Source organism: Salegentibacter sp. BLCTC (genome assembly GCF_015143665.1).
Taxonomy (GTDB): Bacteria; Bacteroidota; Bacteroidia; order Flavobacteriales; family Flavobacteriaceae; genus Salegentibacter; species Salegentibacter maritimus.
Genome location: NZ_WYEW01000001.1, coordinates 44,827 through 56,741, shown reverse-complemented (window position 1 = coordinate 56,741; position 11,915 = coordinate 44,827). Strand labels below are relative to the sequence as shown.

General features: G+C 35.6%; 11 protein-coding genes. 2 read left to right on the top strand and 9 right to left on the bottom strand.

Going from position 1 to position 11,915, the window contains the following annotated elements; genetic code table 11:
• Positions 1 to 133: 133 nt before the first annotated feature.
• Positions 134 to 1,648 (bottom strand): DEAD/DEAH box helicase, encoded by a 1,515-nt coding sequence (locus GUB10_RS00275; RefSeq protein ID WP_193709451.1) that lies wholly within the window; start codon positions 1,646 to 1,648, stop codon positions 134 to 136.
• Positions 1,649 to 1,808: 160 nt separating this feature from the next.
• Here GUB10_RS00275 and GUB10_RS00270 point away from each other — a divergent pair, with 160 nt between their 5' ends.
• Positions 1,809 to 2,504 (top strand): Crp/Fnr family transcriptional regulator, encoded by a 696-nt coding sequence (locus GUB10_RS00270; RefSeq protein ID WP_193709450.1) that lies wholly within the window; start codon positions 1,809 to 1,811, stop codon positions 2,502 to 2,504.
• Positions 2,505 to 2,622: 118 nt separating this feature from the next.
• Positions 2,623 to 3,186, top strand: coding sequence for a hypothetical protein (locus GUB10_RS00265; protein WP_193709449.1), 564 nt, complete (start codon positions 2,623 to 2,625; stop codon positions 3,184 to 3,186).
• Between the two features lie 157 nt (positions 3,187 to 3,343).
• Here the strand turns inward: GUB10_RS00265 and cysM are convergent, their stop codons facing one another.
• From cysM to GUB10_RS00225, 8 genes are all read right to left on the bottom strand, one after another.
• Entirely contained in the window at positions 3,344 to 4,228 is an 885-nt protein-coding gene (cysM, locus tag GUB10_RS00260) for a cysteine synthase CysM (RefSeq protein WP_193709448.1), read from the bottom strand.
• On the bottom strand, positions 4,228 to 5,016 hold the full coding sequence (epsC, locus tag GUB10_RS00255; protein WP_193709447.1) for a serine O-acetyltransferase EpsC: 789 nt from the start codon (positions 5,014 to 5,016) through the stop codon (positions 4,228 to 4,230). The genes cysM and epsC overlap by 1 nt, the downstream gene beginning before the upstream one ends.
• A gap of 204 nt (positions 5,017 to 5,220) precedes the next feature.
• The gene (locus GUB10_RS00250; protein WP_193709446.1) at positions 5,221 to 5,733 is read right to left on the bottom strand and encodes a DUF6155 family protein; all 513 of its coding nucleotides are present in this window, start codon (positions 5,731 to 5,733) and stop codon (positions 5,221 to 5,223) included.
• Complete coding sequence (locus GUB10_RS00245) at positions 5,734 to 7,977, bottom strand: FUSC family membrane protein (RefSeq protein ID WP_227740259.1); 2,244 nt, start codon at positions 7,975 to 7,977, stop codon at positions 5,734 to 5,736.
• 220 nt (positions 7,978 to 8,197) lie between these two features.
• Positions 8,198 to 9,256 (bottom strand): ArsO family NAD(P)H-dependent flavin-containing monooxygenase, encoded by a 1,059-nt coding sequence (locus GUB10_RS00240; protein WP_193709445.1) that lies wholly within the window; start codon positions 9,254 to 9,256, stop codon positions 8,198 to 8,200.
• Complete coding sequence (gene arsB, locus GUB10_RS00235; protein ID WP_193709444.1) at positions 9,256 to 10,305, bottom strand: ACR3 family arsenite efflux transporter; 1,050 nt, start codon at positions 10,303 to 10,305, stop codon at positions 9,256 to 9,258. Before arsB ends, GUB10_RS00240 begins: the two co-directional genes overlap by 1 nt.
• A 173-nt stretch (positions 10,306 to 10,478) precedes the next feature.
• A complete protein-coding gene (locus tag GUB10_RS00230; RefSeq protein ID WP_193709443.1) occupies positions 10,479 to 10,811 on the bottom strand; it encodes a helix-turn-helix transcriptional regulator in 333 nt (110 codons plus the stop codon).
• A 197-nt stretch (positions 10,812 to 11,008) separates the two neighbouring features.
• The gene (locus tag GUB10_RS00225; RefSeq protein WP_193709442.1) at positions 11,009 to 11,719 is read right to left on the bottom strand and encodes an SDR family oxidoreductase; all 711 of its coding nucleotides are present in this window, start codon (positions 11,717 to 11,719) and stop codon (positions 11,009 to 11,011) included.
• Positions 11,720 to 11,915: the final 196 nt, after the last annotated feature.

Below are 11,915 nucleotides of genomic sequence, written 5' to 3'. Positions count from 1 at the left end.
TAGCTGATATAAATTGTAAAAAAGGCATTATTAATTAAACAATTTATTTAAAATATTGTTTAATTAATAATGCACATGCACTCCATATTCGAGATTTAATCATTTGAAGCTTACCAGGAGAGGTAATTTGCTTCTAAAATTCTTTATTGATGGCCATTCTCAGTTTTCTCGAGTAATCCTCTTCCAGCCAATCGCGATAATTCTTGGTACTTTTACTAATACAATAAGAGTATTGTTTAATTCTTGAAGCAATATCGTCTTTTAGTTCTTTGGCCAAAATTCGAGCATCAAAAACATCTTCAGAATTTTCTACGCACATTTTTACGTGTTGCTCCATAGACCATTCTAAAACCGCCTTCGATTTTAATCCTTTTTTTATAACCTCATCATAAGCTTCTTCCACATCAAAATCTACATTTTCGGATTTAGAAAATTGCTCTCGTATTTCGGGAGGCATTACATATTTAAATTCCCGCTCTATTTCTTCATCACTCAATAAATTTTCAAAATAGAAATCTGGGGCTCTAAAAATTTGTTTCCAGTCTACCGGGGCACTCCATTCGCCAAATCTTGCGAGGTTATTACCTAAATCTATCACGTTAAATTCAGATTTTCCCGGTAAGACCCTTGATCCTCTACCAATCATTTGAAAATAAAGGGTTAATGATTTTGTAGCCCTATTCAAAACTATAGTTTCTACCGTAGGTTCATCAAAACCGGTAGTAAGAATACTAACGGAGGTTACAATAGCGTCAGGCGTATGTTTAAACCATTTTAAAATATCCTTTCTATCCTGTTTACTAGTGGTGTTATCCAGGTGCCGAATAGGCAAACCTGCATTTCTAAAGGTTTCATAGACCTCTATTGACGTATTGATACCATTATTAAAAATAAGTGTTTTCTTACCGCGGGAACGCTCGTAATAGGCGTTTAACAACTTTTCCTGCATAGAAATGTTAGAATACAATTCTTCAGAAGATTTTACGGTATAATCTCCATTCATTCCTACCTTTAAACTCGTAAGGCCTACGTTGTAACTAAAGGTATTTGCCCGGGCCAAAAAGCCTTTTTCAATAAGAGAGCCTATAGAATCACCTACAATTAATTCGCGGTAATTATCTTTCATAGGCAACTTAATATTGGAGCTAAGTGGTGTAGCCGTAACTCCAAGTATAAAGCATTTTTCAAAAAATTTGAATAGTTTTCTAAATGAATTATAATGGGCTTCATCTATAATTACCAAACCAATGTCCTGAATCTCCAATTTCTCGTCGTGTAGACGATTGTTCAGGGTTTCTACCATGGCTACAAAGCACATGTAATTTTCCTGGTCTGGTAATTCCTTTACCTTAGAATTAATAATCTTGTTACGTACCCCAAACCCATCTAGCATATTAGAGGTTTGTTTACACAACTCGATTCTATGGGTAAGAATAAGTACTTTTTTTTGAGTTCGTTGAATATATTCCCGCACCATTTGTGAAAATATAACCGTTTTACCACCGCCTGTAGGCAACTGATAAAGAAGGTTATAATGTTCAGGATGCTTATCTATCACACCAAAGATTTTGTCTATATCTTTTTGTTGATAGTCATAAAGTTGTTTATCTACTTTCTTATCTTCTATTCCAAAGGTTTCCACCGCCATAATTTTTGTTCAAATCTGCAAGTTTGCAAAAATAGCTGATTTCTTAGGTTTAAAGAAATATTTAGGAAACAAATACGAATTAAAAGGGAAGAATTTATTAAATTTAGAACTTATTTCTACTCTCCCCGGTTGACTCATTTTTTTTTCAAACTGCTTGATTATGAATAAGAAAGGTAGTACAAACAGGAGTGGCTTAGATGTTATAGGTAATAACCTTCTTTTTAATGATTTTAAGCAGGAAACTCTGGCTGAAATCGCCTCTAACTTTGTAAAGGAGATTTGGCCGGCACGCACTTGCAGCAACTGCAAAAATTTAAAGCATAAATTTCATATTATAATTTCAGGACGTTTAAAGGTATATCAAACCAACAAAGAAACTGGTAGGGAGTTTACCCTGTTTTTACTGAAACAAAACGATTTTTTTGATGTAATTTCTTTAGTTGATAATTGTAATCATAAAATTTATTACGAGTCTTTAGAGGAAGTACATATGTTAACGACCCCTACCTTTACCATGCAAAAATGGTTAAAATTATATCCCGAGCTTAATGAAAAACTGCTAACATACATAGGGAAACAGCTTCTACGCGTAGAAGACTATGCTATTAATCATACTTTTTTCGAAATTCCGGCACGTCTTGCAAGGTTAATTTTAAAAAACCTGAATCATGAATCTCAAAAGCTAGAGTATATACATGATCTTTCTAACGACGAAATAGCAAATTTAATAGGCTCTACAAGAGCTGTAGTTAACAGGCATTTCCAAAATTTTAAAAAGGAAGGTATTTTGAAAATAAGCCGAAAAAAAATGGAAGTAATTAACTTACCACTACTTTTAAAGAAAGCAACTAATTAATAAACAACCGTTAAAAACTATTAAAGCTTGAAATACTGCTACTTAGGTAGTTTTATTGGGCTTAAGAGAAGATTACTTTTGGCATATAATTATTTATTAATCTCTAAAATAAAATATTATGAAAAAGTTAATCTTAAGCCTATTGTGTTTCACCATTGTGGGAATGGTGTATTCACAAGGCATAATTAAGCTAGACGAATTAAGGATGGATTTTAATCCAAAGTCTCTGGAAATTGATGAAACATCAAATACACTAACATTTCAGGTTAGTGAAGACTACGTTGGACAATTTCATGCTAACCCTTTAAAATATGCAAGAGAAAATTTTAGCATTGAAGATTTTATTGAGGCCAATCAGGATAAAGGCTACGATAAATATACCGTAAGTTTTATTACCAATAAAGGTAAACTAAAAGTAAATTATAATAGAAATGGTGAGGTTATTTCCAGTAACCAACGCTTTGTAGACGTTAATTTACCAAATAGAACCCTTGTAAAAATCTTAAGAGCTAATGAAGGTTACAGTATTGTAGGAACCAAACATTTGGCATTTACAAAGTCTGGATGGACTATTGATAAAGAATATTATAAAGTGAAACTTGAAAATGGTAAAAACAAGAAAAATGTAAAAATGAATGTTACTAGAGACGCCAAAGGTTATGCTGTAGCTACTTTAGAGTAAAACACCTCGGGGTAAGTTCAAAAGAAATTTATTGAAACAAATTTCAATTTCGAGGCAAGCAGCAGGGTATTATACCCATTGGTTTTGCCAACAAAGCCACTTAAATAGGTTCTATATTCACTCCGGAAATTTTTTTTCAATTTCCGGAGTATTTATTTTAATCAAAAATATGAGACGATAAATAACGGTCCCCACGATCGCAAACTATACTAACAACAACACCTTCCTCTAATTCATTACATAGTCTAAGAGCGGCAGCAGCGGCACCTCCACTACTCATACCGGCAAAAATCCCTTCTTCTTCGGCCAGTTTTTTAGTCATTGCAACAGCTTCCTCCTCACTTACCTCCAGTATTCGGTCTACTTTTGTAGGTACAAAAATTTTAGGAAGATAGGCTTCGGGCCATTTTCTAATTCCGGGAATTCTGGAGTTATCGGTTGGTTGCACCCCAACAATTTGAATTTCATTATTCTTTTCCTTTAAATAGGTAGAAGTTCCCATAATGGTTCCGGTGGTTCCCATAGAAGAAACAAAATGCGATATTTTATGCCGGGTATCGTTCCAAATTTCTGGTCCGGTAGTATGATAATGGGCCTGCCAATTATCATTATTACTAAACTGATTGATCATAAAATAATCACCTTCGGCCATTTTAGTTTCTGCATAATCCCTGGCTCCTTCAATACCCCCTTCGGCATCTGTAAGTGTAACCTTAGCTCCATATGCACGCATAGTTTGTACACGTTCTATGGTAGAGTTTTCGGGCATTACCAATTCAATATCTAATTTAAATATCCTAGCTACCATAGCAAGGGCTATACCGGTATTTCCGCTTGTGGCTTCAATAAGTTTAGTTTCCCGGGTTATGTCTCCCCTATCTAATGCACTTTTAATCATATTATAGGCTGCACGATCCTTTACACTTCCTCCCGGGTTTTGACCTTCAAGCTTAAAGTAGAGTTCCACCTTTGGGTTTTCAACTAAAGTTTGGGCTTTCACCAAAGGTGTATTTCCTATTAAATCTAATATAGAATTATTCATTATCTATTCGTATTTTTTATATTGATTTGTGGATTATGTGAAACCATGGAGTTTTTAGGCACAGAAGCCGTTAACCATACATTTCCTCCTATCACACTATTGGCCCCTATAATTGTTTCCCCTCCTAAAATAGTGGCATTCGCATAAATTGTAACATTTTTTTCTATGGTAGGATGCCTTTTTACATCTTTCAAATTGCGATCTACATAAAGTGCTCCCAGGGTTACTCCCTGGTAGATCTTTACATTATCTTCTATAACCGCTGTTTCACCTATTACCACTCCTGTGGCATGATCTATAAAGAAAGGTGTACCAATATGCGCTCCCGGGTTAATATCTGTTCCGGTAAGGGCATGTGCACACTCGGCCATTAAACGTGGCACAAGTGGAAGACCGAATTTATAAAACTCATGGCTAAAACGATAAATAGCTATAGCGAAAAAACCGGGATAAGAAAGAATAACTTCTTCTATGGAATTTGCTGCAGGATCATTCTCTGAAATTGCCCTGGCATCTTTATGCAGTTTTTTTAAAATTTCGGGCAATCTATCTAAATATTCCTGCCAAATATCCCTACAGGGGGTATCTGGCTCCCAGCACACCAAATCTGCAAGTTCTTCAAAATCTTCTCCTAACTTTTTGATATTTTCTTTTACAGGTGTTTCTTCATCAAACAACGTGTAAAATAGGTTATTGGTAAAGGCTTCAGTTTTTTCCTTAATACTGAATTTTAAATTTGGTAAATTTTTTTGTGCCTTTATTTTCTCTATAACTTCACTCTGGCTCATTTAAAACTGCAATTTTTAGAAAGGTACTTTTCGTTTTATTCCAAAAGTAAACAATAGCAAATCAAATTCTACCTAATTTATTATAAATGCTTTCAATGAGCCTATTTAATTTCTATACGAAATAAAAATATTAAGTTCTCTTCTACTTATAAAAGCCTCTCTCTAAATATCCACTCAAATATAAAAGTCAGTTATAAAAGGTATTTATTGAAATTGCATTTCTATCTTTTCAAACCTGTAGGAATTAGGCCATTTTTGTCTTTCGGCTTCGGCAGCAATCTTTAAGATCCTAAGCTTAAATTCAGGCAGGATACCTTCTTTTAAAATAAACTTTACCGCTTCTTCAAAAGATTTAAACATACTTTTACAGAAAGCTTCTTTCAAATTATTTTTTTCATCAGCATAGGTTTGGGCAATTTCAATATTAAAAAGCATAAGGTCTGCTGTTAGATGTGCTTCTACACCAAGCTGCTGAAAATGCTTTATTTCTTTTTGAGCTATAGATCTACGGGCTTTAGGTTTACGCCTGGTTTCCGGAAAATATTCTTTAGATATTTTTAATTTAGCCTTCCGTATAAGTTCTTCTTCTCGTGGATTAAAAACAAAGTCGTAAAAAACCTTTACGGGTTTAAAACGCTCATAAAGGTCTATAATTTGTTCTTCCAATTCTTCTTTTGGTAAATCCTGAAGGTATTTTTTTAACTGGCGTTTACTCATTTAGCTGAATTTTGTTTTCGCTATAGTTTTTTGAAGGTTCTCTGAAATCTCCAACAGCCATTGTAATTGACTGCTAACTAATTGCGCTTCCTGTAATTTTAACTGCACCTCTTTTTGACCTTTTCCCGATTCTTCTTTTAACTGGTTTTCTCTTTCTAGAAGTAGTTTTTTATAGGTTTTAAACAACTCTGAAGCTGCTTTTTGAGTTCGGGTAGGATCAACATCCTGTAGTTGCCTGATATCTTCAAGGCCCATTTTGGCATTTTCCAAATTGGTGCTAATATGAAAAACAAAAATCTCGAAATTTTTTGAAGCAGCCGTAGTCTTATGGTTTTGAATAAAAGTTCCTAGCGAGGCCAGTGCAGAAAGGAAGGTTTGGTTTAAACCTACAATTTTATAAAGTTGCCCTAATTCTTTTTGTCTAAATTTTGGCTCCTGCGTCATTCTTTGAAAAGAGGCACTTAAATTACCCATTTCCAGAAATGCTTTTTTTCTGGAAAGCTTATAGGAAGTTGGCAAACTGCCTTTTTTATGATAAAAAGCATCAATTTCTTGCAGGTAAGTTTTATTGGCCCTTATACTTTCGGCAATCACACTTTTAATATGTTGTGATTCCCAGGCAGGCCAAAGAAGAATATTCCCCAACGCAGCCAGGCCGGCCCCCAAAACAGTGTCTATCACCCTAAATTGAATCACACTAAAAACATCGGGTTTTAAAAGGGAGTAAATAAAGATAATACTTAAGGTTATAAAAACAGCCGCAGTACGATAATTACGCTGCAATAAGGAAAATGCAAGGGTTAACGAAAACAGGCCTAAAACACCGTACACAACCTGGTTTTTAATTACCAAAACAATTCCCAGGGCAATAACGGCACCTATTAGCGTTCCTAGAATTCGCTGTTTAGAACGATCTTTGGTAAGCCCGTAATTTGGGCGCATAATTACCACTATAGTGAGAATTATCCAATAAGCATTTTCAAAAGAAAAATATAGTCCAATACCAAAACCTACTAAAACAACGATAGCAAGCCTTAATGAATGTTTAAAAATTGGCGAGCCAAAATTAAAATTTTCAATTAGAAGTTTGGGGTCATAATCCTGTGGGGTAATAAACTGCGAAACTTCTTTATTTTTTAACAAAGTAGTTTCCCGGGTATCTAAATTATGCAATACCCTAATAATGGTATTAATTTTTTGTCCCTGCTTTTCTAAATAATCAAATAGATTTTGAAGCAAAAAGGCCTTTTCGGTATTATCGGAAGCAATAAGCCCACGAACTTCCTTAAAGTTCTCCTCTATCCCTTTTAAATACGCCCTAATTTCTTTGGAGCTAGCTTCTTTTTTCTTTTCTATAACAATAGAAATTTCATCCAGTTGAAAAGCAATCTTCTTAATTAATTTTTTAAATCGATGCAGCAGTTCCCGGTCTTCCCCTAGAACTTCATCCATTTTACTATAGTCTACGGGGTTGGCCATGGCCAATTCCAGGATATCTACCAATTCTATAAAAATAAGCAATCTCTTACGTGCATAATTAGAATTTCCGGAAGCCCGCCTCGCATTTATTAGAAGGTTTCTAAGGCTTTCGTGTTTCTCGTTAAGATCGCTTTGTAGCAAGAATAATTCTTTCTGAAGTTTTTCGCGCTCCCCTGTTTCAGTAAGCAAATGTGCCCTGGTTTTAAGGTATTGCGCAGTTAGCTCGAGGCATTCGGCCAAAAGTTGTTCTGTATGCTGTTTAGGGTTTATAAGAGTCCAAAGATTACTCAATAATAAATAGAAAATTCCACCGGCAGTAATAAGAAGTCCGCGTTCCCAGGGAAGAATTTCAGTAGAAATATTGGCAAAACTTAACACTATGGCAAATAGTCCGGCAAAAGCAACCAGGGAAGCCCTAAATCCATAAACAGCCAAATAAGCTATCCCGAACATTAAAAGTCCCAAAAGCGGAAAAACCAGCCAGAGATAAGCTGATGCATAGGTCATAATTATCGAAACTATTCCCGCCAGCAAGGCTGCTATAATAACTCCAAAATTGCGATGCCTAAAGCTACCGGGGATATCACTGGGCGAACTTAATAAAGCTCCCATTGCCAATACCGAACCTATTTCAGAATTCCCCAACCAAATAGAAACCCCTACCGGCAAACCAATAGACAAGGTAAGCACCATAGCTTTAGAAAAGTCGGTACTTCTAAGGTATTTCAGGAATTCCTGCCAGTAATTGGGAATAATATTGGGCAAATTTGATGCTTTTTTATCGGTAAAGTTACGGTGTATTATAGGTTTTTTCGCACTTCTTTAAGAAATCATAACATTTACTCCATAATAGAAGCCTGATTAGAACAATATCTTTAGTTCATTGCCTCCTAAAAAAAATCCTTTTTTATTGGCACCGCCAAAGCATGAAATTTCGATAATACAGTAAATTTTTAGGTTGTTCAACTTATTGTATAGGTATAAATTAAAGACCCTTTAAATATTCGGTTAGCTCTTTTACTGTAGCCCGGGCGCTTCTACCAACCCCAATTAAAGTAGCGCTGGCATACCCCGTCCATCTACCATAACCTACCAGCCAAAGTCCTTCTGTTTGTTTGGCTTTTGTCCCTTCAGTTTTAATTTTCCCCTTCTCATCCAAATGGGCAATATTTTTTAAATGATTAGTAGCATAGTGAAAACCGGTACACCAAATAATAATATCAAACACTTGCTGTGTTCCATCTTCCCAAATCACCCCATCTTGCGTAAATCCGCTTAACTTACCTTTACTTACAAGTACTCCTCTTTCCCTGGCTTGCTTAACGGCAGGAAGCATAACAATATCGCCAAGATTATAATTTTTGGGATTAAATTCCCTCCCTTCTTTTTCAGCTTTATATTTAGCTGTGGCCACATTAAAAAGCACGCTACCGTCTACATCGTCTGGTAAAAATTCAGGTTCTTTTAAAGTGGCCCAACTGGTCTGTGCCACTTTAGAAACTTCGGCTAAAATTTGGGCGCCAGAGTTTCCTTCCCCAACAACAAGTACCTTCTTATGCTCTAATTTATCTGTATTTCTATATTGAGATGAATGAATTTGTTTTCCGCGGAAAGTTTCCATTCCCTCAATTTTGGGTATATAAGGTACATTCCAGGTTCCGGTAGCCGAAATTACTGCCTTTGAAAAAAATTCCCCTTCCGAAGTTTTAAGCCTGAATACAGCCAATTCTTTTTCGACATTTGTGACGTTTACAGGCCTTTTAATTGGAAAATCGTAACGTTCTTCATACGCACACAAATAGTTAATTACATGGTTTTTATCGGGAAACTTATCTTTAGCTTTTGGCATTAACCAACCCGGAAGCGAAGCGTGCTCTGCCGGGGAAAATAAACTTAAAGAATCCCAGGTTTTTTGCCAGGCCCCGCCGCAAGTTTCCTGCCCGTCAAGTACTAGGTAATTCAGGCTTGTTCTTCTCGCGTAATAAGCACAGGCAAGTGCGCTTTGCCCACCTCCAATTATTATTACATCATAGATTTCAGCCATTAGCCTAATTTTTCTTTCGGATAATATTTCTGTTTCAGCCAAAATGCCACGCTAACCAGGCCTATTAAAACAGGAACTTCAATTAAGGGCCCAATCACACCTGCAAAGGCCTGCCCACTGTTTATTCCGAAGACCGCAATAGCTACAGCAATAGCAAGTTCAAAATTATTACCTGTTGCCGTAAAAGAAATGGAGGCATTTTGTTTATAACCAGCTCCAAAATATTTCGAAATAAAGAAACTTATAAAAAACATTGAGACGAAATAAATCACTAAAGGAATAGCTATTAAAACAATATCTACCGGAATATTTACTATGGTTTCTCCTTTTAAACCAAACATAACCAAAATGGTGAATAGTAATGCGATAAGGGTAAGTGGTGAAACTGCCGGAAGAAATTTGTTTTTATACCAGTCTTCGCCTTTGGCCCTAACCAAAAACACCCTACTTAAATAGCCTGCCAGAAAAGGAATACCAAGGTAAATAGCAACGCTTTCTGCAATGGTCCCTATTGAAATATCTACAATGGCAGCTTCAAACCCAAAATAGGGTGGTAAAACAGTAATAAAAACCCAGGCATAAAAACTATAGAAGAATATTTGGAAAATACTATTTAAAGCCACCAAACCGGCGCCATATTCGCTACTACCTTCAGCAAGATCATTCCATACTAAAACCATCGCAATACAACGTGCCAACCCAATTAGAATAAGCCCAACCATATATTCAGGATGAGCCTGAAGAAAAATGATAGCTAGAAAAAACATCAATAAAGGCCCTATTATCCAATTAAGTAATAAGGAAATACCAAGGATCTTTATATTCTTAAAAATGCCCGGCAAATACTTATAATTTACTTTAGCCAAAGGGGGATACATCATTAAAATTAATCCAATGGCGATAGGAATATTGGTAGCACCTACACTATACGAATTTATAACACCGGCGCTTTGCGGAACATAATAACCAATAGCCACCCCTATAAACATGGCCAGAAAAATCCATAAACTTAGATATTTATCGAGAAAACCCATTTTCTTTTGAGTCATAAACAGATAGAATTTTTATTGGCACCGCCAATGGGTGTAATGCCCCGAGGCTTGCCACGAAATTAAAATTTGTTTCCAACGGATGCCTCCTGGGCTTGCCCAGAGGTAATTTACCTGGTAGGAAAATTTAAAATTTTTAGAAAGAATAATAATGCTTATTTAGTTTAAGTGAATTAGCAGCAATCATCATTCATTGGAATATGCGTATCAAAAAAACTATGAAAAAGCTGCTTCACCTCTTCCCATTTTTTAGTATTAATACAATAGCACACGCGCGTACCTTCTATATCACCCTTTATTAGCCCAATATTCTTTAATTCCTTTAGATGTTGGGAAATGGTAGGTTGCGCCAGCCCTACTTCCTGCACCAAATCACCGCAAATACAGGATTTAGATTTTATTATTTCTTGCAAAATTGCAATCCGAGCGGGATGGCCCAGTACTTTAGCGATACCAGCCAGTTCGTTTTGCGACCTTGTAAACATTTCAGATTTTGTAAGCCCCATATAAATTTTTTATTGCAATATTACGATAAATGAACCGATAAAAAAAGAGGCTGTTTGGAAAGTTTAATTGTCGTTAAGCCAAATTTCTTTCTGTGTCTATGATTTCTTCAATAAGACAACTTAGATTTTGAAATAAATTCAGAATAACGGATAAAATAACCTTTTAAAACAGCCTCTTAATATAACTTAATAAAAAATTATTTTTTTGGTGGCTGCGATGGTCTTACCTCTATCTTACTCGGTAGCGTACGCTTATTCATTTTTAAAAGATCTACTACTAACTCGCCAATATCTTCAGGTTGTATCTTCCAGGCATCTTCAGCATTTGGCGTATGATTGTTAAAATGAGTAGCTACAGATCCGGGCATTATGGTGCTTACATTCACTCCTTTTTGCCTAAGATCTAGCATCACCGCTTGTGTAAATCCTGTTAGGCCAAATTTACTGGCATTATAAGCAGCTCCTCCTGCAAAAAAATTAGTTCCGGCTAAGCTGGAAATAGTAATAAGGTATCCTTTAGATTTTTCTAGAGCTTCTAAACTAGCTTTAACACTGTAAAATACACCGGTAAGATTGGTGTCTATCGTCTCCTGCCATTGTTTTGGCGATAACTCGCTTATGGAACCAAAATGCCCAATTCCGGCATTGGCTACCATCACATCTATTTGTCCAAATTTATCTATAGCTGCTTTTACTGCATTTTCCTGACTTTCGTAATTTCTTACATCGGCTTCGAGTCCCAAGGCATCGGTTGCACTTAAATCTTTAGCAGCCTTTTCAGCAGCCTCTTTAGATCTGCTTGTAATAGCTACCTTCATCCCTAAATCTAACAACGCCTGGGCTACTCCATAACCTATACCTTTACTTCCACCGGTTATAAATGCCACTTTTCCTTTTAATGAATTCATAGTATTTCTTATTTTTTTTGATTGAGTTAAATCTACTAAACAATGCTATTTTGCTGAAATCTTAAGGACTAAGATATTGTTAATATTAAACCAAGCTTTAAACTAACAACATATAAAAATCTGTTTATCAAAACCATAAGAACCATCTATTTAAATTAGCAGTCGTATAATTCCAAATATATTTATCTGAATTTCT

Coding starts and splice junctions, on each gene's coding strand:
- GUB10_RS00275 (WP_193709451.1), bottom strand. CDS start 1,648: ATGGCGGTGGAAACCTTTGGAATAGAAGATAAGAAAGTAGATAAACAA.
- GUB10_RS00270 (WP_193709450.1), top strand. CDS start 1,809: ATGAATAAGAAAGGTAGTACAAACAGGAGTGGCTTAGATGTTATAGGT.
- GUB10_RS00265 (WP_193709449.1), top strand. CDS start 2,623: ATGAAAAAGTTAATCTTAAGCCTATTGTGTTTCACCATTGTGGGAATG.
- cysM (WP_193709448.1), bottom strand. CDS start 4,228: ATGAATAATTCTATATTAGATTTAATAGGAAATACACCTTTGGTGAAA.
- epsC (WP_193709447.1), bottom strand. CDS start 5,016: ATGAGCCAGAGTGAAGTTATAGAGAAAATAAAGGCACAAAAAAATTTA.
- GUB10_RS00250 (WP_193709446.1), bottom strand. CDS start 5,733: ATGAGTAAACGCCAGTTAAAAAAATACCTTCAGGATTTACCAAAAGAA.
- GUB10_RS00240 (WP_193709445.1), bottom strand. CDS start 9,256: ATGGCTGAAATCTATGATGTAATAATAATTGGAGGTGGGCAAAGCGCA.
- arsB (WP_193709444.1), bottom strand. CDS start 10,305: ATGACTCAAAAGAAAATGGGTTTTCTCGATAAATATCTAAGTTTATGG.
- GUB10_RS00230 (WP_193709443.1), bottom strand. CDS start 10,811: ATGGGGCTTACAAAATCTGAAATGTTTACAAGGTCGCAAAACGAACTG.
- GUB10_RS00225 (WP_193709442.1), bottom strand. CDS start 11,719: ATGAATTCATTAAAAGGAAAAGTGGCATTTATAACCGGTGGAAGTAAA.